Source organism: Dyadobacter psychrotolerans, assembly GCF_004349265.1.
GTDB lineage: Bacteria > Bacteroidota > Bacteroidia > Cytophagales > Spirosomataceae > Dyadobacter > Dyadobacter psychrotolerans.
Window position 1 is genome coordinate 26,401 of sequence record NZ_SMFL01000018.1, and the last position, 21,231, is coordinate 47,631.

The 21,231-nt window shown below is 36.9% G+C and carries 24 protein-coding genes and 1 pseudogene; 22 read left to right on the plus strand and 3 right to left on the minus strand.

The annotated features are described in order from the left end of the window. Nucleotides 1-100: 100 nt before the first annotated feature. From E0F88_RS29705 to E0F88_RS29805, 22 genes and pseudogenes are all read left to right on the plus strand, one after another. Nucleotides 101-604 carry a hypothetical protein gene (locus E0F88_RS29705; RefSeq protein WP_131961973.1) on the plus strand — a complete coding sequence of 168 codons (504 nt, stop codon included), beginning with the start codon at nt 101-103 and terminating at the stop codon, nt 602-604. 139 nt (nt 605-743) lie between these two features. Further along, nucleotides 744-1,583, plus strand: coding sequence for a DUF2971 domain-containing protein (locus E0F88_RS29710; protein ID WP_165940180.1), 840 nt, complete (start codon nt 744-746; stop codon nt 1,581-1,583). 614 nt (nt 1,584-2,197) lie between these two features. Next, the gene (locus E0F88_RS29715; RefSeq protein ID WP_131961975.1) at nt 2,198-2,503 is read left to right on the plus strand and encodes a hypothetical protein; all 306 of its coding nucleotides are present in this window, start codon (nt 2,198-2,200) and stop codon (nt 2,501-2,503) included. Nucleotides 2,504-2,676: 173 nt separating this feature from the next. Continuing rightward, nucleotides 2,677-3,031: pseudogene (locus E0F88_RS34900) on the plus strand (HipA N-terminal domain-containing protein). 22 nt (nt 3,032-3,053) lie between these two features. Further along, nucleotides 3,054-3,347 carry a hypothetical protein gene (locus E0F88_RS29725; protein ID WP_131961976.1) on the plus strand — a complete coding sequence of 98 codons (294 nt, stop codon included), beginning with the start codon at nt 3,054-3,056 and terminating at the stop codon, nt 3,345-3,347. Between the two features lie 16 nt (nt 3,348-3,363). Then, nucleotides 3,364-3,585, plus strand: coding sequence for a hypothetical protein (locus E0F88_RS29730; RefSeq protein ID WP_131961977.1), 222 nt, complete (start codon nt 3,364-3,366; stop codon nt 3,583-3,585). Nucleotides 3,586-3,591: 6 nt separating this feature from the next. Then, nucleotides 3,592-4,080: a DUF6933 domain-containing protein gene (locus tag E0F88_RS29735; RefSeq protein ID WP_131961978.1), complete on the plus strand. Its 489-nt coding sequence runs from the start codon at nt 3,592-3,594 to the stop codon at nt 4,078-4,080. 230 nt (nt 4,081-4,310) lie between these two features. After that, nucleotides 4,311-5,411, plus strand: a complete 1,101-nt coding sequence (locus tag E0F88_RS29740) for a hypothetical protein (protein ID WP_131961979.1) — start codon at nt 4,311-4,313, stop codon at nt 5,409-5,411. A 742-nt stretch (nt 5,412-6,153) separates the two neighbouring features. Continuing rightward, nucleotides 6,154-6,576 carry a beta-barrel fold lipoprotein gene (locus E0F88_RS29745; protein WP_131961980.1) on the plus strand — a complete coding sequence of 141 codons (423 nt, stop codon included), beginning with the start codon at nt 6,154-6,156 and terminating at the stop codon, nt 6,574-6,576. A gap of 187 nt (nt 6,577-6,763) precedes the next feature. Beyond that, on the plus strand, nt 6,764-7,168 hold the full coding sequence (locus E0F88_RS29750) for a helix-turn-helix domain-containing protein (RefSeq protein ID WP_131961981.1): 405 nt from the start codon (nt 6,764-6,766) through the stop codon (nt 7,166-7,168). Between the two features lie 59 nt (nt 7,169-7,227). Continuing rightward, nucleotides 7,228-7,500 (plus strand): hypothetical protein, encoded by a 273-nt coding sequence (locus tag E0F88_RS34125; protein ID WP_220466399.1) that lies wholly within the window; start codon nt 7,228-7,230, stop codon nt 7,498-7,500. Next, nucleotides 7,497-8,624: a hypothetical protein gene (locus tag E0F88_RS29755; RefSeq protein ID WP_131961982.1), complete on the plus strand. Its 1,128-nt coding sequence runs from the start codon at nt 7,497-7,499 to the stop codon at nt 8,622-8,624. Before E0F88_RS34125 ends, E0F88_RS29755 begins: the two co-directional genes overlap by 4 nt. Before the next feature lie 119 nt (nt 8,625-8,743). Further along, nucleotides 8,744-11,500, plus strand: a complete 2,757-nt coding sequence (locus E0F88_RS29760) for a class I SAM-dependent DNA methyltransferase (protein ID WP_131961983.1) — start codon at nt 8,744-8,746, stop codon at nt 11,498-11,500. Further along, the gene (locus tag E0F88_RS29765) at nt 11,497-13,554 is read left to right on the plus strand and encodes a DEAD/DEAH box helicase (protein ID WP_131961984.1); all 2,058 of its coding nucleotides are present in this window, start codon (nt 11,497-11,499) and stop codon (nt 13,552-13,554) included. Before E0F88_RS29760 ends, E0F88_RS29765 begins: the two co-directional genes overlap by 4 nt. Then, on the plus strand, nt 13,547-14,758 hold the full coding sequence (locus tag E0F88_RS29770; RefSeq protein WP_131961985.1) for a GIY-YIG nuclease family protein: 1,212 nt from the start codon (nt 13,547-13,549) through the stop codon (nt 14,756-14,758). Before E0F88_RS29765 ends, E0F88_RS29770 begins: the two co-directional genes overlap by 8 nt. A 101-nt stretch (nt 14,759-14,859) precedes the next feature. Beyond that, complete coding sequence (locus E0F88_RS29775; protein ID WP_131961986.1) at nt 14,860-15,129, plus strand: hypothetical protein; 270 nt, start codon at nt 14,860-14,862, stop codon at nt 15,127-15,129. Nucleotides 15,130-15,150: 21 nt separating this feature from the next. Next, nucleotides 15,151-15,621, plus strand: a complete 471-nt coding sequence (locus tag E0F88_RS33835) for a hypothetical protein (RefSeq protein WP_165940181.1) — start codon at nt 15,151-15,153, stop codon at nt 15,619-15,621. A 24-nt stretch (nt 15,622-15,645) separates the two neighbouring features. Beyond that, nucleotides 15,646-15,816 carry a hypothetical protein gene (locus tag E0F88_RS33840; protein ID WP_165940182.1) on the plus strand — a complete coding sequence of 57 codons (171 nt, stop codon included), beginning with the start codon at nt 15,646-15,648 and terminating at the stop codon, nt 15,814-15,816. Nucleotides 15,817-15,845: 29 nt separating this feature from the next. After that, a complete protein-coding gene (locus E0F88_RS29790; RefSeq protein WP_131961989.1) occupies nt 15,846-16,886 on the plus strand; it encodes an RES domain-containing protein in 1,041 nt (346 codons plus the stop codon). Between the two features lie 158 nt (nt 16,887-17,044). Further along, nucleotides 17,045-17,269, plus strand: coding sequence for a hypothetical protein (locus E0F88_RS29795; RefSeq protein ID WP_131961990.1), 225 nt, complete (start codon nt 17,045-17,047; stop codon nt 17,267-17,269). A gap of 12 nt (nt 17,270-17,281) precedes the next feature. Continuing rightward, the gene (locus E0F88_RS29800; protein ID WP_131961991.1) at nt 17,282-17,521 is read left to right on the plus strand and encodes a hypothetical protein; all 240 of its coding nucleotides are present in this window, start codon (nt 17,282-17,284) and stop codon (nt 17,519-17,521) included. Nucleotides 17,522-17,523: 2 nt separating this feature from the next. After that, on the plus strand, nt 17,524-18,339 hold the full coding sequence (locus E0F88_RS29805) for an SOS response-associated peptidase (RefSeq protein ID WP_131961992.1): 816 nt from the start codon (nt 17,524-17,526) through the stop codon (nt 18,337-18,339). A 35-nt stretch (nt 18,340-18,374) separates the two neighbouring features. Here E0F88_RS29805 and E0F88_RS29810 read toward each other — a convergent pair whose 3' ends face one another. The 3 genes from E0F88_RS29810 to E0F88_RS29820 all read right to left on the minus strand — a co-directional run bounded on the left by E0F88_RS29810 (nt 18,375) and on the right by E0F88_RS29820 (nt 21,080). Continuing rightward, the gene (locus tag E0F88_RS29810; protein ID WP_131961993.1) at nt 18,375-19,301 is read right to left on the minus strand and encodes a DUF2971 domain-containing protein; all 927 of its coding nucleotides are present in this window, start codon (nt 19,299-19,301) and stop codon (nt 18,375-18,377) included. Between the two features lie 68 nt (nt 19,302-19,369). Then, the gene (locus E0F88_RS29815) at nt 19,370-20,629 is read right to left on the minus strand and encodes a Y-family DNA polymerase (RefSeq protein WP_131961994.1); all 1,260 of its coding nucleotides are present in this window, start codon (nt 20,627-20,629) and stop codon (nt 19,370-19,372) included. Beyond that, nucleotides 20,613-21,080 carry a LexA family protein gene (locus E0F88_RS29820; protein ID WP_131961995.1) on the minus strand — a complete coding sequence of 156 codons (468 nt, stop codon included), beginning with the start codon at nt 21,078-21,080 and terminating at the stop codon, nt 20,613-20,615. The genes E0F88_RS29815 and E0F88_RS29820 overlap by 17 nt, the downstream gene beginning before the upstream one ends. Between the last annotated feature and the right edge of the window lie 151 nt (nt 21,081-21,231).

The following is a 21,231-nucleotide window of genomic DNA, read 5'->3' on the forward strand; positions in this document are numbered from 1 at the left end:
AATAAAATGAAGGTAAGTTTATCTTGGAACCGCAAGGAGATTTAATATATTCATCAATCGGACGTCTCAAAAATTGAAGAAGCCTTAAAGAACTACATTAATGGAATCACATATAAAAGATGCAATCACCTTCATCCATGAATATCGCAGCATGGAAAATGCAGATATGGCAACCAATGAGCGGCTTATTAAACGGGTAGTTACCCCAACATGGAAGGCAGACCACTTATGCGATTCCTGGGGTGGACGCAGGAATAATTTTGGTAGCTTCTTTCTGAATCTGGACCATATGACCCAAGGAGACTTTATAGAAGGGTGGGGTATGGAAATCCCAGCGCTACATGCGTATAAAACTGCGTATGAGCAAAATCCTATTTCCGTTGTGTTTGCAGACCCACCTATAACTATTAAATGGTTGCACGAACTGTTGAAGTATTTTTCCAATAACGGCATTGGTGATAGAAGCGACCTTATTTTAAGTAACCTTCCGGATCAAGAAAAACGTTACGGTAATTCAACCAATTGGGGAAATTATATTCTTAGTCTTTCTACTGAAGGTCGGGAGTTGGTTTTACATCAGCTCTACAACCAGGTTATGCAATAGTCTCAAAAAACGAACAATCGAAAATCAAACAGACTTGCTTATAACTGAGGGTGATGTCATGGTCAAGATTCATCTGTTTGACAAGGTTTTGAGGTCACTGAGGAATTGTCAAAAAATTACAAATTATAATAATACCTTGATGCTAACGAAACTGCATATTGAAGAGCCTGGCTTTGAAAAAAAAGCAAAAGAAGAGATTCTGAACATGGTCAGTAATCATTCAGAAATTTATAAGTACACAAACTTTGAAATTGGTTTAAAGATCATTTCTGGCCAAACTCTAGCTTTTCGGTCTCCGCTAAACATGAATGACCCTTTCGACTGTGATATTTCACTTATCGATTTTAGCCAAATTTCTCAGAATTATATTGAATACTTAATACTTAAATATCCCAGTCAATCCGATGAGCTTTCCAAGCTTCTGCCCCGAACAAGTTCAAATGAGCATATTTATAACCATATAATTGAGACCCAAACACGAGGGCTAAAACAAGATCTTTCTAAAAGGGGATTAACCTGTTTTAGTGAAACATTTTCCAATCCGTTAATGTGGTCACACTATACAACGTCTCACTCTGGTATATGCATTGGATTTGACTTTAAAAAGCTCTATACAAGCATAAGAAAATCATCCAACCCCGAGCGACTAATAACAAAAGTCGAGTATTCTGAAACATTCGTCGCCGTTGACTACTATAAATACCCGCGAGAAGCAATACTCAACTGGTTAAAAATGAAGTCAATAGACTGGAAATACGAAAAGGAAGTTAGAATTCTTTTGTATGATTTGAATTTTGATATCAATGGCTTGCATATTCATTCAATTGATCCTGATTGTATAAAGTCTATATTCCTTGGTGCAAAAATTTCGGTAGAAAACGAAAAAATAATACGAGATTTGATTGTCAGTAAATTCCGCAATATAACGATAAAAAAAATGAGCCCTGTAAAGAATTCATTTTGCCTTGAAGCGCTATAGTATATAAGAAATAAAATTTATTCAATTAAAAGAATTGAACCCGGAACAGTTTGCAAAGTCGTAACAAAAAGAACAATACATTAACAATTAAATAAAAAAGTACAACACCTATGACACAAGAAGAATTTATCCAAAAATTGGACTCCTAACGATGAAAATGTCCAGAATCTTGGTCTTTTTAATTTCTTTATTATCGGGGGTTTCAAACTTCTCTTTTGGGCAAGCAAATGGAATAGAGTACGTATTTTCTGAAAGTGTGACCACCGAGGTAAAGAAATTTTAGCAAAAATATCCTTCCCAAAATCATTATCTCTTGCTGTCCTCAGAAAATAAAGATTATTCCATTGAGATAAATGGGAATGAACCTGGATTTCAACCTACTGATAGTCTCTTGAAAAAGACAAACCGTTTTGTACTATTGGACGGTCATGCAATTCCTATACTTCATTTCACTGATATGGTTTTTCTTAACGCTGGGAAGGGGGTATATGGGTAGGCAAAGACGCGTTTTGGTTCTGACTCATGGTTATGTAATTAAATTCAACAATGATGGAAAATTAATAAAATAGAAACATTCAGAGTGAAATTGAATCTTTACCTTAAATGGAAAATGTATGATATTTTTAGGATTAATAAAAGCTAATGATCCGACCTCGTTAATTGATCCGGTAGATTTTCGTACCGTGGATGAACTCTATGAGTATTTATTAAAAGCACTGGACAGTCATAACTTTTCGCTATCTGTCCCTGTGACAAAAGAATTGTTAGAAGATGGTTTAAAAATGGAGAAACCCCTGATCATAAATTTTGCAGGTAGTACTGTTTCATTTATGTTGGGCGAAAAGGAGGTAATCTATTCAAATACTTCCCGATTTGTTAATACTGGTTTAGAATTATCTGATGCATTCACCAAGTTATAAATATCCTTATTGAGTGGGAAATGTTGAAGTTATAACAATTTCACTTGTCCAAAAAACGAACAAGGAAAGAAGAATCTTAACTTAAAAAAAGCAAATCAATTTTCAAATGTTGGGTATATGCTTGCTCTTGCGAGTAACAAAAATTTACTTATTAAAACAGATAATGAGAATTTATGAGACGAGCTGCCATCTATTACCATGAGGCCTTAGCCGGAATACTAACGGAAAGCGACGATCGAGATTATATCTTTGTTTATGAGGAAGATTATATAAAAAAATATCCGGGGCAATTTGTCACATTTACCATGCCGGTCAGTCCACAAAAATATGTGGGAAAGCGTTTGTTTCCATTTTTTTAAGGGACTTTTACCGGAAGGATGGTTGCTGGATATTGCATCAAAAAAATGGAAGATAAACCCAAATGACCGCATGGGTTTACTAATGGCTTGCTGTCAGAACTGCGTAGGGGCTGTGAGTGTTCAACCAATCGCAGAAAATGATAATTTCATTAAGGAGAATTTGCTATAATGAAATCTTAAAATAATGAACTATGGAAATAGCATATTTTAAAAGGCATCAGACAGAAGGCATTTATGATTATTATAAGGTCTTTGGAGGTGATGGTCAAACCATAGATGGTTATCAAGAAGTTATCAATTTTTTAAATCCAGAGCCGATTATCTATGTTCAGCATAATCAACCATATGATCCTAAGAACCCAGATAAGAAGTTTAATTTAACCGGAACTTGGTGCACCTATGAGGTTGGCGAGCTAATTTCTAAAGAAGAATATGATGAAGCTTACAAAAAAGCAACAGATAACGATAAATTTCAGATAATGTAGTCTTAAAAACGAACACATGGAAAATCAAATCGAACCGATTGTAATAAATGAAGAAGTTATGATTCCCATTTATCTTTCTAATGGAAATTTTGAGGCCAATGAGGAAGTGGTTCCGGTAATTCTGCAAGCAGCAGCATATTTTGGGCTGTCATCGGTGGAAGATTTGAGAAAAGTCACAGAGCAAGATTTCTTTGAGGTTTTCACACCGTTAATTAATGACCATTACGGATTAAAATAGCTGGTTATGGTTCAAATCCATTGTACCCAAAAACTGGGTAAATTTATCAAAGCTAATAAAGGAAAAGGTTTGCCCCGTGCTGGTCAGGACTGGAGCGCGCACCTTTTTTTTGTATCCGGACGCAAATGCATCGTTTTCGTACATAAGAAAACACTGTACACAGTGATGCTGTTGGATATCTTTAAAAAGGATATGACCTACATCAACCGGCTTTTCCTCGAAGCGCTTATTGACCAGCTTAAATCGGACAATATATTGGGCAACCATGAAGGGCTGATTAGGGACCTTTATAAAGAAATCAGTTTGGTTTCTACCGATAATGACAGAAAGACCCTGGGAGTAATCAATAACATTGTATCGATTTATCAGGGGAATTTTGAGGATTTGGAGTCAGTCAGGCGCTATGCATCCGAAGGGGTTAATAAAATGCCTTGGCAATCAACGAAGTATGTTTATTCAAAAGATATTATGTTAAAAGAGCTTAACTTGATTTGATAATAATATCATTGTCAGTCTCAAAAATGAACAAGGTATGAGGATGAGAAGTTTTACTAAACTTGAATTAAAGGAAGCAAAGAGGGCTATTGATTCGACAATTGGCAAATGTGAAAAGGCTTTACCTAAACTTAAGATAAATCCGCTCAGCAAACATTGCTAAGCCGAAGGATAGAAGCATTATTGATATCATCAGAATTAATTGAAAGGGAGCTTTCCTGTTTACCTATATGAGTGTCACGTACTACTTAGGCGCTGGTGCCAGCGCAAAAAAGATTCCCTGTGTTGCCGATCTTTGTAAGGAAATAAGAGAGATGGCCGTTTTTATTAAAGGAAACTCAACTCAGGAGGAAATCTCCTATTCTTTTAATGGTAAGCATAAAATTAATCTTGGTTCTGATAAACGGGAACGTTCCATTCAGATTATTGAAGAATTCTGTAACGAGTTAGACGGACAGTTATCCATAGATACATTGGCCAAAATCTACTGGATTCAAAATGATAGGTTCAAACTCACGAGACTAAAGTCAATCCTATTTGCAAGTTTAATTTTTTGGGAGAGAAAGGGTATCGATCAAAGGTATCTTAACTTCTGGGCAACCATAACGTCAGTTCACAGTACACTGATCAAAGATTCACCTGGATATATTGAATTTCCAGGAACAATAAATGTCTTGTCATGGAATTACGATTCTCAATTAGAGAGAGCTTTCAGGGAAATCTTTCCCAACGCGGATGATATATGGGATGCTCATGGAAAAACCAACGGCAAGAATATATTCAAGTATACCGGGGTGAATTTTAAAAAACTCAATGGATCGGTAAGTATGCCAGCCAGTTTTTCAATCGGCTCTCCTGGTGCAAAGGATAATGGGTTGTATGATATGACAGAGTATCAAATGGCCTATTTTATTGCTGATATCATTGGTGATCAACAAGGCATATTCTATGACCAAATAGAGGGATTAAAATTTTGCTGGGAACACTCACCCCCTTCTATTATACAGGACAATAGTTTTAAGGATAACTATTACAAAATTGATACCACGGAGGTTTTGGTCGTAATTGGCTATACTTTCCCATCGATCAATCATTCACTGGATTTTGGCCTCATAAAAACTATGAAAAATTTGAAAAAGGTCTACTTTCAAGGCGCGAATCGGGCAGATGCTGAAAGGATTAAAGATTATTTTCAAGCGGTTTTGCCGGAGTCACACAGTAATATTAAGCTTATTCCAATAGACTCAAATGGTTTCTTTATCCCGCCGGAAGCAACAATAGAGATAGAAAAGAATGATATATCAATGCGTTCAGGCTCAACAAGCCTTTAACGAGCGCTTGTTGACATTGGTTGGTCAAGAATACAGATTACTCTTACGATGAGACAGTAATAGAACTGTACATAGATCTAAATGCTATCATTAAAGGATACAATGAAATTAATTTATTTAGAAATTTTTTAATTGACATCTTGATCTATCGAAACAACTGTGAAACATTTAGCACAAGAAATTTGTGAGGATAAAGTGACACAATGTCCCTTTTGGTTGTCGCAAATACTACATGTTAGTTATTTTCTAAATACTAAGCTTTTATGAATTAACATGATCGGCTTCCAACCTGATCAGTGTTACACCACCTAAGAAAATCCTTTTCCTAGTAGAGATCTCTTACAAAAACCTAAGCGATGCACGCGCAGCTGTTGCCCAGGCATTCAGTTTAATCTAAGATTTGTGTTTTTAAACGTATAGTATACGTTTGGAGCTAAAACGACTAAAATATTTATAGTGAAGTATTACAATATATTGTAATCCAAAATTATTTATATATCTTAAAGTGTTGTTCCGGTTGATAGGCCGGTTTTCATAAACCTCTTAAAATTTAATTATCACGGAAATCTGAAAAGATCGTGATTCTATTGCAAGTGTATTTTTTTTGCCTGATCATTTGTGCGCTTTGTTGGATAAGTATGATTGTCTTTGAAATTTAAAAGATCATGAAAGTGTCATAGGTGTTATTAATTAATCAAAAATTATAAATTTGTATATTAATAACATCTATAACTATCTTATCATGAGAAAGTACTTATTAATGTTGTCGGCTTGGATTTTATTTTTTTCATGTTCTGATGACTCTAAAACTGTTACGCCAGAACCTGGTTCTATATTTAAAGTTGAATACATTCAATCTGGAAAATATGAAGACTATAAAAAAGAGATTGGGTTTAGTGAACCCTTGGTTTATGAAGGTACAGCTGTTGAAACGGGTCTTATTGTAAATGATGTTGCGTTAACAGATGGGAAGTATGTATTTGTAACATCGAAAAATTTAGAGCTGTTAAAAGTCACATTCAATACGGAACCCAAAGAAGGCTCAGGAGAAATGGCAGAGTTTGTTATTAATGTTTACAGAGATGGTAAACGAATTGACAATAAGTCTTTTAAAGTAGCTGGGAGTGGAGTAATGAAACATTCATGGGAATACAAATCGAAATAGTATCATGAATTAAGTTTCATAAAAAATTATCATAATCATAAATCACGTTTGTTATGAGAGATTGGAATGAAATAATACAAAATGCAATCATAATAGCGGTGAGCTCTGCTGTTTTGGGTTTTATAGCTATGCTCATGAGAGATATAGTTCTTTCTTTTTTTAAGCGTTCTGCTAAAAAGAATCTAAAATGAGTAACATAGACGAACTGGATTTTAATAAACTGATTGCCGGTCTGCCGGAGGAAGAACAGAAAAAGATTAAAATTAAGCTTCTGAGGTTTCTTAGGGAATTGTATGCAAGCTTAGAAACTGAAAGTCCTGCTATTAAGAATGAATTACAGTTAGAAGATATAGCTACAAAAGCGCAGAAGGATCTTTCAGAAGTGCTTAAAGGTATTCGAGAGGATATTGGTTGGACAGTATATGGGGCTTCCAGAAAAGCAAAAATTCGTCCGGAGCAAGTTAGCTCGATAGAAGGTGATCCGAGGGTAAATAATAATTATACTTCAAAATTTCTGTTCAGATACCTGGCTGCATTGGGTGTCCGATTGACGGTGGTTGATGTGCTTCCAACAAATAATGAAAATATATAAAAATATATATGTATGTATAGAAAAATGTATATATTTGAGAAGTTTTTAGAACTATACTTATGAAGGATATCACAAAAGTTTCACATTTGATAAGTCACGGAAAGATCGCTAATCTTAATGATCTTTACGAGCAGGTGTCAAAAGCGGATATCGCACGGGCTTTGAATCAAAACCCTATAAGCTTCACGAATTACAGGTCAAATAATCCTGAATCCTTTAAACTAAGCGAGTTTATTGCTTTGTCTAAATTTTTTAATGTTAGCCTTGAATGTATAACCACGATTTTTGCCAATTCTATTGATAACTATTCACAACTATCTGATAAGCAATGAACGAACAAACTCTGGCTCTTACTGATACTCGTGTCATAAGTAGAATTGATAGAGCAATAGCGGATAACCTTGACGCGCTTAAAAAGACCTATGGAAGGGATCATGAGATTGCCAGGGACTTTATCATATTTATTAGTACTAGTCTGAAAACTGATATGTTTGGATTTACAAGATTCACAATGTCAGACTTCATTAAAGTAGTTGGTCGAGACAGACGTGAGTTATCTTCCAAGCATTCATATCTTTTGGATAAAGATGCAGAAGCTATCGAATATAAAGGTCATAAATTCGTTTCCGTTTTTGATTACGTTTTACATCTTTTACAGAGTAGAAACCTTATTTTTTCAAAAGCATATTCTTACCATAATCACGGAAGAACAGTGGAAATGGAGGGTATTCAGATTATTAAGCAACTTAAAATTACAACGGATACAAAAAATGATAATAGGAAAGTCTATGATATTAGATTAAGTGAGGACTTTCTGAATGGTTTTATAAGTAGGTATTATACTTTTGAAGTTACCGGGTACCCAAAGGTTGGAAAAGGGAAGGGTGGAGATGGCCGTAAAACATTATATCTGATGTTGTCTAAGGCAATGCATCAAAACGTCAGTGATAGAGTAAGGTACTCTTGGTACTCTGTTGATTTTCTATGTAAGATTTGTGACGTTCATTTTTCTGAACCAGCAGAGCGTAAGCGGTTAATCACAAAATATCTTAATAATTTGATTGAAAAGGGAGGATTAAAAATTACATATGAGTTTGTTATAAAGCTTGGTAGTAATGATAAACACATTCGGGGATTTTGGATTAAAGTCGATTTTATGCCTGAGGGTATAATTCAATTAAGGGAAAGCCAGGCTGATCATCATTTCCATAGCATTTTATCAGCTGATCTAAAATCTCAATTCTCGAATTTGTATGGCAAAAGAAACCTTGTATTCCCAGAGGATGAATCTGATCCATTCCAAAGATGGGTAACGAATCCTCGTGCTGACTGGGATATAAAAAGAAGTGTATTTATGAATTGTTATTCGTTAGCTTATAAGAAACATATTTCCACCTGGGATGCTGACCTCAAAATGTCAAGTACTTCAATAAAATTAAATAGTAACTTAATTTAAATTTATTATTTCAATGAAAAGGGAGGTGTAAACTTGATTTACGCCTCCCTTTTAAATATATATAGGTTAAGTATCCTAAAATTTAACCTATTTACCCGTTATTAAATATTTTTTAAAGAATGAATGCAGTTGAGATTGAAGAAGCGATTTCATTGTTAGCAGAACAGCCTTTTGTCTCAGCTGAGTTTCCGTATGCGTTTTTAGAAGCTTTTGGCAATAAGGAGACAACTATTAAACGCCTAAGGTCTGGGAATAGCAACAAATCGGATATTGAGGGTGGTGTTCTACAACAAAATAACATCCATATCGCCGTTTGTAATGAAGGGAATGTAACAGAAACACTATATAAGCTTAAAGAAAGTCCAGCAACTAGCAAAGCAAAAGTTAAGTTTATACTAGCTACGGATGGAAAGGAATTTCAAGCCGAAGATGTGATCAGCGGTGAAACAGTAGCTTGCGATTATCCAGCTTTTCACGATCATTTTGGTTTTTTTCTTTCTTTGGCGGGTATTACGACGGTCAGACAAATCCGTGAAAGTGCATTTGATATTAAAGCGACAAGTCGCCTAAACAAACTGTATATCGAATTGTTGCGCGATAATCCGGAATGGGCAACGGCAGAGCGCCGTCATGATATGAACCATTTCTTGGCACGGCTGATTTTCTGTTTCTTTGCTGAAGATACCGATATATTCGAAAAAAACGGTCTTTTTTCTGATACTGTAGGACAGATGAGTGCTGGTGATGCATCCGACATCCACGAGATCATCGGAGAAATCTTCCGGGCGATGGACACTAAAAAAGATCAACGCGCAGGAAGCAAAATTAAAAATTGGGCTCTTAAATTTCCTTATGTCAACGGACAGTTATTTTCCGGATCAACCGAAGTTCCCAAATTCACAAGAATAGCCAAATCCTATTTACGGCATGTGGGTAACCTGGATTGGAAGAAAATCAATCCAGACATTTTTGGTTCAATGATCCAGGCCGTTGCCGATGAAGACGAACGCGGTGCTCTGGGAATGCACTATACTTCCGTACCCAATATTCTGAAAGTTTTAAATCCACTTTTCCTTGATGACCTGCGCGGCCAACTGGAAGAAGCCGGTGATAATGCACGAAAACTGTTGAATTTACGCAAACGCCTCGCTTTTATCCGGGTATTTGATCCAGCCTGCGGGTCCGGGAATTTTCTTGTGATCGCTTATAAGCAAATGCGTGAAATCGAGGCGGAAATTAATAAACTGCGGGGCGAAAGCAGCCGAAAAAGCGAAATCCCTCTCACAAATTTTCGCGGCATTGAACTCCGGGGATTCTCTTGTGAAATTGCGCGCCTTGCCCTCATTATTGCTGAATATCAATGCGATGTGTTGTATCGTGGACAACAACTTGCATTAGCGGAATTTTTGCCTTTGAGTGCTGAAAATTGGATCACTTGTGGTAATGCTTTAAGGCTCGAATGGTTATCTATCTTTCCTCCCGCAGGTACGGGAGTAAAACTTTACGCCAATGATTTATTCTCTACACCTTTACATCAAGCTGAAATTGCTTTTGAAAATGAGGGTGGAGAGACATATATCTGCGGGAATCCACCTTATTTGGGTTCTACTTGGCAATCAAATGACCAAAAAGGTGATTTAAAAGCAATATTTGAAAACAAGACCGGCTTATGGAAATCTCTGGACTATGTGGCCGGTTGGTTTATGATGGCTGCAGAATATGGTAAGCACACGAATGCGGCGTCAGCCTTTGTCTCAACTAATTCCATTTGCCAAGGGCAACAAGTTCCAATCCTCTGGCCGCTTATTCTTAAAACTCGGCACGAAATTGCTTTTGCTCATACTTCATTTAAATGGAATAATCTGGCAAGTTATAATGCGGGTGTTACTGTCGTTATAGTCGGTATATCAAATCATTCGGGCAAAATAAGGCGTCTGTTTTCTATTGGCGAAGATGAAGAAACAATTGAGAAAAAAGTTGATAATATCAATGCTTATCTTGTAGCAGGTAATAACGTAATTGTTAGCAAGGAGTCGAGACCAGTAAATGAATTAGTTTCCATGGATTTTGGCAGCAAGCCCGTCGATGGCGGATATTTATTTTTCACTTTAAGCGAAAAAGTTGCTTTTATTGCTAGCAACAATGCTACAGAGAGGTATATATATCCGTACTCGAACTCAGAGGAATTCATTAATGGGAAACAGCGATTTTGCTTGTGGATAAAAGATGAAGACCAGGATGAGGTCAAGTCTATCCCTGAAATAGTTGCGCGGCTAGATGCTATCAAAGAATTGCGGAAGAAAAGCACAAAAAAGCAAACCCAGGAACTAGCAGCACTACCTTACAAATTCGGAGAAATCAGGCATCGCAATAGTAATTATACCATTGTAGTTCCTAGAGTGAGTTCGGAAAACCGTGATTTCCTTCCAGTTGGATTAGTCAATGGTGGCACTATAGTTGGTGATCGAAATTTTGCGCTTTACGACGCGCCATTGTGGAATATGGCTATAATTGCTTCACGCCTGCACTGGGTTTGGATTGGTACTGTTTGTGTTCGTTTGGAAATGCGTTTTTCTTATTCCAATACGCTTGGCTGGAATACTTTCCCTGTACCAAAACTTACTGAAAAAAACAGGGAGGATTTAAACACCTGCGCTGAAGAAATCCTAATAGCTCGCGAGCGACATTTTCCGGCCACAATTGCTGATTTATATGATCCAGAGAAAATGCCGGAAGACTTACGCCGTGCTCATGACCGAAATGACGAAGTGCTCGAGCGTATCTATATTGGCCGCCGATTCAAAAATGATACCGAACGACTTGAAAAACTGTTTGCTCTTTACACTCAAATGACATCAAAGGTAAAAGCCTTATGAATGAAAGTAAATCTATCCCCTCAGTAACTGTTAATTATAAAAGTACAGGTAGTTCCACCCAATCTAACGAACTGGGTATGCGGGCGATGCAAGAGCGAGCCTATGAGAAGCGTGGAGAACAGTATTTGTTGATTAAATCTCCACCTGCTTCTGGGAAAAGCCGAGCGCTTATGTTTATTGCCCTGGATAAAATTCATAATCAGGGGGTTAAACAAGCGATCATTACCGTGCCGGAAAAGTCTATTGGTTCGAGCTTTTCCGATGAGTCTTTAACCAGATTTGGTTTTTATTATGACTGGCAGGTACAACCCAGATGGAATCTTTGCAATGCACCAGGTGAAGATGGCAGCAAAGTTAATTCAGTTAAGTCGTTCCTAGCAAGTGAAGACAAAGTGCTGGTTTGTACACACGCGACCTTTCGCTTTGCTGTCGAGCGCTTAGGAGTTGATAGTTTTGATGACCGATTGATCGCTATTGATGAATTTCACCATGTTAGTGCAGATGGAGATAATGTGCTTGGCTCTCAACTTAAACAACTGGTAGCACGTGATCGGGTGCATATTGTAGCCATGACTGGCTCGTATTTTCGTGGTGATGCGAACCCAGTTTTGATGCCGGAAGATGAAGCTAGGTTCGAAACGGTAACTTATACTTATTATGAACAACTTAATGGCTATGAATATCTCAAGACTCTGAATATAGGCTACTACTTTTATAGCGGAGCTTACGCAGATGATATTTTAAATGTCCTTGACCCGAATGAAAAAACGATCATTCATATTCCGAACGTGAATTCTCGCGAGAGTATGGGAGATAAGATTAAAGAGGTTGAGCATATTATTGAAACATTGGGAGACTGGCAGGGTATAGATCCTATAACAGGATTCCACTTAGTCAAAACATCAGAGGGTAAAATTTTACGTATCGCCGATCTGGTTGATGCTGATCCGGCCAAACGAAATAAGGTTTCGGCAGCACTAAGACTTCCAGAAGTAAAAAGAAACCGGAATTTTGTCGATATTATTATTGCCCTTGGCATGGCCAAGGAAGGTTTTGACTGGATTTGGTGTGAACACGCGCTCACAGTGGGATATCGTTCGAGCCTAACGGAAATTGTACAGATTATCGGCCGTGCAACGCGCGATGCTCCTAATAAAATCCATGCTCGTTTTACAAACCTGATAGCAGAACCTGATGCTTCGGAAGAAACAGTTACCGATGCCGTTAATGACACTTTGAAAGCGATCTCTGCTAGTTTGTTGATGGAACAAGTACTGGCACCTAGGTTTAATTTTTCGCCTAAAAATACGCAGAGTGGCCCAGTTCCGGGTTATGATTACGGGGAAGATGGCTATAATCCTAACAGAGAAAATGTTGGGTTTGATGAAGAGAGCGGCCAGTATCAAATTGAAATTAAAGGGCTGTCTGTGCCGCAAAGCGAACAAGCACAGCGTATTTGCAAAGAAGATCTGAATGAGGTCATTGCAGCATTTGTACAAGATAAGCAAACTATCGAGCGAGGTCTTTTTGACGAGGAAGTTGTTCCGCAAGAATTAACCCAGGTTAGAATGGGAAAAATTATTAGAGATAAATACCCGGAATTGGGCGAAGAGGATATTGAGGCGGTTCGGCAGCACGCTGTTGCAGCGCTGAACTTTACGCAGAAAGCAAAAGAAATTCTTAACCAAGAACAAGAAAGTGATACAAATGGCCGTGGTAATACAGCTTTAATTGATGGAGTGCGTAAATTTACCATGGATGTACGTGAGTTGGATGTGGACTGGATTGACAGCATTAATCCTTTTAGTGAAGCTTATGCCATTTTATCCAAAGCAATGACCGAACAAAGCTTAAAAGCTATGGCAGAAGTTATTTCTGGTAGAAAACTGAGTTTGTCCTTAGATGAGGCTCGTGATCTTGCCAGACGTGCTTTGAAGTTTAAAAAAGAAAGGGGCCGTTTGCCGGACATAAAATCGGCCGATCCTTGGGAGCAACGTATGGCAGAAGGAATCCATTTTCTCGCACGTCTAAAAGCAGAAGAAAGAAATGGCTAAAAATAAAACACTTACGGAAGAAGACGATGAACTTCTAGCAGAACTTGGATTTGAAATCGAATCGAAGAAAGCCACCGGCTACACTGCGCGTGAAGAACGGATTATGGCGGGCTTTGAGGAAATCCAAAATTTTGTAAAAGAAAAAAGACGATTACCGGAGCATGGAGAAGATAAAGATATATTTGAGAGATTGTATGCAGTAAGACTTGATCAAATACGTAATCAGGAGGAGTGCCGAAATCTTCTTAAAAACCTGGACTATCAAAATTTATTGAATGGCGAATTTAGTCAAGAGACTGATGCTTCGGTCGGCATGAACGATGACGAATTGCTAGCTGAGCTTGGTATAGATCTAAATGAAGAAAACTCCATTACTGAACTAAGGCATGTGCGTTCACAGGCTGAGAAAAAAGCAGCAGAGGAAATAGCTAACCGTATTCGGTGTGAAGATTTTGAGCATTTTAAACCCCTGTTTGAATCTGTAAAAAAGGATATTGAAACTGGGTACCGAAATACAATAGTTTTCAGGAAAGACGCAGGATTTACCAAAACGACACTTCAACCGGGACAATTTATCATTATTGGGGGCCAAACATCATATATAGCTGAAATTGGTGAAACAATTAAAGCTCCTAACGGGGAAGACGACGCCAGGCTGCGGGTTGTTTATGCGAATGGAACTGAAAGCAATATTTTATTGCGATCACTTATACGAGCTATGTATAAGGATGAAACTAGCAGATTTATTACGGAGCCGAATGACGGCCCACTCTTCTCGAGTGAGAATAGTGAATATGACCTTGATAGCGGAACAATATATGTACTTCGTAGTTTTTCAGATCATCCACTGGTTAGAGAAAATAGGAACATCGTACACAAAATTGGAGTGACAGGTGGGGATGTAAAAAAGCGCATTAGTAATGCCAAAGTCGATCCTACCTTTCTTATGGCTGACGTAGAAATTATCGCTACATACAAGCTAGCCAATATTAACAGGGCAAAACTTGAAAAAGTAATTCATAAATTTTTTGGTGCAGCAAAACTAGATATTGAAACAAGAGATCGTTTTGGACGCAACGTTAAATCGCACGAATGGTTTTTAGTACCGATCTTCATTATTGATGAAATGGTAGAAAAGATAAAAGATGGAACTATTAGTGACTATTATTATGATCCAACTTCCGTACGACTAATGAAGTATTGAAGCTTGCATCTAATATTCGTGCAATATGGCAGCCAAAGGCTTTACAACCAGTTTAATAGAATAACCCACTAATAGCTAAGCTCCTAAAAGGCTTTATTCATATGAATACACAAAGCGTTCGAGACTTGTATGATAAATTTCAAAAGATGTTTGATAAAGTCAGTCAAACTGGCTCAGATCACTTCTCAATAATGGCGCAGGCTAACAATCTAATATCACGTAATAGCATTGTAAGCGATATATTTTTAGACGAGTTTAAGTATGAAATTGAAACTTATCTCGATCAGAAGCCTTTTGAATCAGTTCAGCATATAGGTAGTGATTTGAATAGGCTTATAAATGCTATCAATAAAGAATATCATTTTAACTGATCCATTTTTTCCAAATTGAGTATGAACTATACCGACATTTACTTTATAAGTAGAATTTCAAATAAAAATTTTGATGTTAATAGCTCGTATAAAAAGGAATATATAGATAACATTTTGACATCAAAAAAACCTAGTGGATTAGAAACGAAAAGTGCTCTTGTTTTTAAGAAAAATGATAATAGAGCTATTATAACTATTACAACTACAATAAAATTCGTACTTCCCGTGGAGGGCAAAGAATTAATCAAATCTTCTTTTGCAACAGAATTTCATATTTTAAACAGTGATTTGATTTTTAGTGGACTACATCAAGAGTCAGCGAACTTCATGGGACATCTATTTTTTGTGGCTCAAACTAATGCGCAAGGGATTTTTGCAAACGAGTTGGAGCGCAAAAAACTACCTGTTGTTCCTATTCAATTTGTTCCTATGGATAGCTATAAACAAACCCTTATGGATTTTTTGAACGCTCATCATGGGGATAGAATTTAGTAATTTATAACTAAAAAAAATTAAATGGAAAGGAGATTTGTAACACTACATGTTAAAAATAGCGAATTTAAGGCAGAGCTAATTCAGTTTATTGTTAAAAATGACGGAACTGTGTTAGCTGTGTGTATGGATGAAGAGGGAGGTTTTGACACTTTTCCTTTGGAAGTTGTTCGAGGAGATGGATTTGAAATTTAGATTATTTGGACTAATTTTTTTATTTTTCTATGCAGTTTCCGCAAATTCCAGAACAAAAAAAATACAACAATAGAAGTCATATGACCCCGGAGCAAGAAGCAATGCTAGCGGCCATAAATGACCCGGATAATCTATCAAAAAAAAATGAAAAGATTTTACGTGAATGTAGAGACTTTTACTTGAAGGCTTTGAAATTCTTAAAGAATATAGATCTATCTAAGATAAATGAGAAAGATGCGAAAGACATAAAATCATATCTGAATACGATATTTAATTATAGAGGTGTCTTAAGGAACAATATATATTTTAAATATTTGTATAGAATTACATTAGTTAGAGATCATTTTTTGGAAGATGGCAAAGTTCGAGACCCGGGATTTATAGGATATCCTCCTTTGGATATTATAAAAAAAATCGGCATATATGGCAGAGCTAATTCCACTGAGACAACTGTTTTGTATTGTTCTTTTTCAGAGAACATAGCTCTGCTTGAAGCAAAGCCAAGAGTTGGGGACCGAATTATAATTTCTGAATGGATCAAAGAAAGTGATGAACCTTTTGTGAGTTATCCAATATTGAGTAATAATATACAAATTAATGAAGGATTAGTAAAAGCATACAGATCGTTAGACAAAACTTTATCAGGATACCCTGATTTATTGAAACGGATTAATATGCTTTATTTTGATTTTATTGGTGGAGAATTTGTAAAGGACATACCAGTAGTTCATATAAATAAATTTGAGTATTTATTTAGTGCTTACTTTTCCGATAAAGTACTAACAGGGGAAGAAAATAAAGCCCAGGACGGGAATAATTTTCAATACGATTGTATAATATACCCTAGTATTGCGGCTAAACACAGAACAGATAATTTAGCAATACATCCAAATTCTGTCCATAAATTAAGAATTAATTCTTTGCGGGACGGTATAGTAACTGCTACGAACTATGATAATTGCCAGGAAGAAGATTTTGACATTAACTCCCAGATATCGGTAATTGGGGGAAAGGAAACCAGAATATTAGCGAGCATTGAGAATGGAAGAATAATTTGGAGCGATGATTAGATTTGGACGGGATTGAGCAGGCATGGAAGGGCTTTCCAAATTCTGTTAAAAAGCGATCTTGCCGTTCTCTAAGCATAAAGCCCAGCTCGCCAGCTTGCTTATCTTTAACAGTTTAGCACGGTTTTTGTTAATCTGATTATCATCAGTAAACAGAAATCATGAATAATTCAGAATCATATCCGCAGCATGCACGTTGGAAAGATGGCGCGAGACAAGAGCTGATACCGGAGGATGGAGAAACCTTACAAGATGCTATTGCCTTTATGCGTAACAGTTTAAAGCAGTACGGCCATGATGATTTGACTTTCTCAGAGGACGATGTTGAGTCAATCGATAGCAAATACTATATAACTTTAAGAAACGTAATCTCTGATATTGTTTAAACTCATCACTCTATGCTTTTTGAAAATGAGAGTTTCGAGTCAGAGCTTGAAGGCGTTAAACTGAGGATTGAAGAACATTCCATTGGCGAGACGATAGTATTTCGGGTTGCCTTCTCTGATGCAAGGAATCCTTTGACCGTAAGCAAAATGAACACGCCCAGCGGGAAGATATGGATGTCTATCCCACAAGGACGACAGAGGGAAGCCGAAAAGATAGGAGAAATTATCACCGAACATTTCAAAACTAAGTAACCATGTGCTACTACAATGGACAAAAGGTTTCCCGGTCGGAATACATTCGACTTATGGAGCTTGAAAAAGCTGTTGCTAATTATAACTTTCTTGATAAGGATGTACAGGAAGGGTTCGCCTATGGACCGAGTGCTGTGCTCAAACCGAATGACTTGAAAAGCAATTTTGACATTGTTCAAATGGAGTGGGGCTTCATCCCATCTTATTTAAAGACAAGAGAAGATGTCAAGAAAATGCGCACTGGTTATAAAGACGTAGCGGGAAAATATCATCCACCGCTGACGACCTTGAATGCTAAAGGTGAAGAATTGCTATTTCCCGGTAAAATGTATCGAGACGCAACCTTAAAAAGACGCTGCCTAGTTTTATCAACTGGCTTTTACGAATGGAGACACATCTTCCCCAAAAATAAAAGAACAGGTGAACCGCTAAAAACGGCCGTTAAATATCCATATTACATTAGTCTGAAAGAACAGGAATACTTTTACATGGCCGGGATCTGGCAGCCATGGGTTGATCGTCAAACCGGGGAAGAAGTGGATACAATGGCAATAGTAACTACCGACGCGAACTATCTTATGAAGCAGGTGCATAACAGCAAAAACAGGATGCCGACCATTTTGAATAATGAATTAGCCTGGGAATGGATGATGGATGATTTGACTGAGAAGCGTATAACTGAAATTGCAACAAACCAATACCCCACTGATCAGATGCAAGCCTACACGATTGATAAGGATTTTAGAACGTCTGTCGAACCAGCCAGAGCATTTACTTACGAAGAACTTCCGAATTTAGAAGTTATCAACGCCACATAAATCAGCGTTGATAACCTTTTAACAGAGTATTTAAATTATAATGGTCTTATTTCTATCGTGTCCCCGTTACGATATGCCATCTTGTAAGTAACATTCAGCCCCTGTTTTTCACATTCAATTTTTATCTCATCTAAATGCTTTGGGTCTATGTTTTCTCCAAATATTATTCCGGTGTATGCAGATAATGGTATGTCTAATTTATCATTGAAAGTTGGAATCAATTCTTTGTAATGAGGGAGGAGTCCTAAATCGTCTGTCCAATCATGCTTTATAAACCTTAATTCGTTTTCAAACTCGTATTCTTTAAATTTGAAGGTAAAGGCATCTATTAGTAACTCGTTAAATAGCTTTGCTCTAAGTTCTGGTTGTTCTCCATTTAAGAAATGATGCGTCAATTTATATCCAGGATCTGAAATATATCTTACATGACCACCGCTTATTAAATTTACAGGTATTAGTGGTGCGATTTGTTCAAAGTCAAATTCAACACAAAAGCCAGAAAGATTATCTGCATACCCATCCCACATCCGGATGCTATCACATGATTTCGCTGCACTAAATACATAAGTTTTGTCTGCTATAAGGCTATAATATTCCTTTTTTCGCTTTTCTTGCTTTTCGTCTGTTCCATAACACTCATCGTATATGAGTTGTACTCTTCGGATTATATTATCCCTATTTGGCCTAATTCCTTCCGACTCGATTTGTTTAGTTATTTTACCTTTATAAGCTTCTAAAACTGTCTCAAACGAAAAATCAAAGAGAATTGGAAATCGACAATCAAACTTGTCTGGAAATTTTATCGCCCGTGCAAAATGAATTTGCTTTTTAGTTATTATCTCATCATGATATTGCTCTTTCCAATCACGGTATTTATAAATCTTAGGAGGGTAGCCACCGACCGGTAGATGTTCAGATCTTCCAGTAACATATCGTGGCTGTTCAAGAGGGGGAGGAGTCATGTTTTATTGAAATTTAAATACCTAATTAATTTACAAACCCAATTTATATTTATTTGACCATTTTCATATCAGCGGGCATTAATTAAGATGATTTCATCTAACCGGGTTGTATATCTACGCGAAAGTCTTTCTCTCTTCATTTTCCAAACTCTGTCTAAGTCTTGTGCTGCAAGCTTCACTTTTTGCTGACCGTACGACTTATTAAGCTTATCAATCACAGCCATAAGCTCTAAGTGCTTTGGATTGGAATTCTCAAATATCATTGTTTGCTTAGAATCTTCTGGTGTTAGTTCTAAAACGATCACCCCTGCTTTCTTGTAACCGAATCCAGGTTTATAGATCCTTTTGAGTGCTTGGATAGCGAACTCAGCTAATTCAATACTCGAATTTGTAGGAAAAGGCAAATCAACAGAAATGCTCATGCTATACTGTGGCTGATCCTGGCGGAAGAAATTCGTAACAATAAATATTTGTAGGACATTACAGCAGCAGTCTTGCTTCCGGAGCTTTTCAGCACAGATTGTAGCATACGTAACGACACGTTCTTTTATTTCGTCGTAGATTGAATAGTTTTTGTCAAAACTCCGGGTACAAGCAATGCTTTTTTTATCTGCTATTTCATCCAGTTCAAGAGTTCGAATCCCTGATAATTCCTTTTTTAACCGCAGGCCGACAATGGACATATTTTTTTTAACCCATGCGTCACCCATTAATGTAAAGTCCAGAGCTGTTATAACTCCCTGATCATTAAGTCTTTTAGCGTGTTGGCGACCAATTCCCCAGACATCTTCAATTTTCAACCATTTGATAGCCTTCTGTAATTTTTCAACTGTGTCGATGATATATACTCCACCTAATTCCGGAAATTTTTTTGCAATTTTATTTGCGACCTTGGCAAGTGCCTTGGTAGGAGCAAATCCTACTGAAACAGGAATTCCAGTACATTTATGCACTTTCCTTTTCATTTCTATACCAATTCTTTGGAGATCAAAATGTTTAAATCCGTCGAAGCAGAGAAAGGCTTCGTCGATGCTGTAAACTTCCAGATCTGGGCAGAAAGTGCCTAGAATTGTCATGACACGAGCGCTCATGTCTCCATATAAAGCGTAATTTGAGGAAAATACCTGAACGCCATGTTTTTCAAACATCTTTTCATATTCAAAAGCAGGCGCGCCCATTGGAATATTTAATGCTTTGGCCTCATTGCTGCGAGCCACAACGCAGCCATCATTGTTGGATAAAACAACAATCGGGACACCGTTCAGTTCCGGTCTAAAAACACGTTCGCACGATGCATAAAAATTATTACAATCAATTAGTGCGAACATTTTTTACATCTTTAATTATTTTCACAACGATTCCCCAGATTGCAAATTCATCGTTAACAGCAATTTTAACTGAGCTATACTTTTCATTTGCAGGAACGAGCCAGAGTGAATTTTTATCTTTTCTAATTCGCTTTACGGTAAATTCGCCGTTAATATGTGCAACTGCAATGCAATTATTCTCAAATTCTAAACTCTTATCAATTATAAGAATATCGCCATCGGAAATTCCCACATCTTGCATGGAATCACCTTTTACCTTACCTAAAAAAGTACTAGAAGGATTTTTTACCAGCTCTTTGACCAAATCTATGTTGACGTCAATAAAGTCGGCTGCTGGGCTTGGAAACCCTGCTTTCAAGCCTTCAAAATATGGCATGAAAAATTCAAATTGCATATTCATGCAAGATATAATTTCTAATGACCGCGATTTTAGAATAGGTTCTAGTTCCATTGCTTATGTTTATTTACTTTATTACTAATTCTATCAATATGTTGGAATAATTCCAAAAGTATGGAAAATTTCCAATAATAAAACAGTGCCTTCTTATTGGGCTGTCGGGAATACTACATGTAAGTAGTCATTTTCCTAAGTTATCCACAAA

Coding starts and splice junctions, on each gene's coding strand:
- E0F88_RS29820 (WP_131961995.1), bottom strand. CDS start 21,080: ATGGAACTAGAACCTATTCTAAAATCGCGGTCATTAGAAATTATATCT.
- E0F88_RS29725 (WP_131961976.1), top strand. CDS start 3,054: ATGGAAATAGCATATTTTAAAAGGCATCAGACAGAAGGCATTTATGAT.
- E0F88_RS29810 (WP_131961993.1), bottom strand. CDS start 19,301: ATGACTCCTCCCCCTCTTGAACAGCCACGATATGTTACTGGAAGATCT.
- E0F88_RS29805 (WP_131961992.1), top strand. CDS start 17,524: ATGTGCTACTACAATGGACAAAAGGTTTCCCGGTCGGAATACATTCGA.
- E0F88_RS29770 (WP_131961985.1), top strand. CDS start 13,547: ATGGCTAAAAATAAAACACTTACGGAAGAAGACGATGAACTTCTAGCA.
- E0F88_RS29710 (WP_165940180.1), top strand. CDS start 744: ATGCTAACGAAACTGCATATTGAAGAGCCTGGCTTTGAAAAAAAAGCA.
- E0F88_RS29790 (WP_131961989.1), top strand. CDS start 15,846: ATGCAGTTTCCGCAAATTCCAGAACAAAAAAAATACAACAATAGAAGT.
- E0F88_RS29705 (WP_131961973.1), top strand. CDS start 101: ATGGAATCACATATAAAAGATGCAATCACCTTCATCCATGAATATCGC.
- E0F88_RS29775 (WP_131961986.1), top strand. CDS start 14,860: ATGAATACACAAAGCGTTCGAGACTTGTATGATAAATTTCAAAAGATG.
- E0F88_RS33835 (WP_165940181.1), top strand. CDS start 15,151: ATGAACTATACCGACATTTACTTTATAAGTAGAATTTCAAATAAAAAT.
- E0F88_RS29735 (WP_131961978.1), top strand. CDS start 3,592: ATGGTTCAAATCCATTGTACCCAAAAACTGGGTAAATTTATCAAAGCT.
- E0F88_RS29755 (WP_131961982.1), top strand. CDS start 7,497: ATGAACGAACAAACTCTGGCTCTTACTGATACTCGTGTCATAAGTAGA.
- E0F88_RS29740 (WP_131961979.1), top strand. CDS start 4,311: ATGAGTGTCACGTACTACTTAGGCGCTGGTGCCAGCGCAAAAAAGATT.
- E0F88_RS33840 (WP_165940182.1), top strand. CDS start 15,646: ATGGAAAGGAGATTTGTAACACTACATGTTAAAAATAGCGAATTTAAG.
- E0F88_RS29745 (WP_131961980.1), top strand. CDS start 6,154: ATGAGAAAGTACTTATTAATGTTGTCGGCTTGGATTTTATTTTTTTCA.
- E0F88_RS29815 (WP_131961994.1), bottom strand. CDS start 20,629: ATGTTCGCACTAATTGATTGTAATAATTTTTATGCATCGTGCGAACGT.
- E0F88_RS29730 (WP_131961977.1), top strand. CDS start 3,364: ATGGAAAATCAAATCGAACCGATTGTAATAAATGAAGAAGTTATGATT.
- E0F88_RS29750 (WP_131961981.1), top strand. CDS start 6,764: ATGAGTAACATAGACGAACTGGATTTTAATAAACTGATTGCCGGTCTG.
- E0F88_RS34125 (WP_220466399.1), top strand. CDS start 7,228: ATGAAGGATATCACAAAAGTTTCACATTTGATAAGTCACGGAAAGATC.
- E0F88_RS29800 (WP_131961991.1), top strand. CDS start 17,282: ATGCTTTTTGAAAATGAGAGTTTCGAGTCAGAGCTTGAAGGCGTTAAA.
- E0F88_RS29795 (WP_131961990.1), top strand. CDS start 17,045: ATGAATAATTCAGAATCATATCCGCAGCATGCACGTTGGAAAGATGGC.
- E0F88_RS29765 (WP_131961984.1), top strand. CDS start 11,497: ATGAATGAAAGTAAATCTATCCCCTCAGTAACTGTTAATTATAAAAGT.
- E0F88_RS29715 (WP_131961975.1), top strand. CDS start 2,198: ATGATATTTTTAGGATTAATAAAAGCTAATGATCCGACCTCGTTAATT.
- E0F88_RS29760 (WP_131961983.1), top strand. CDS start 8,744: ATGAATGCAGTTGAGATTGAAGAAGCGATTTCATTGTTAGCAGAACAG.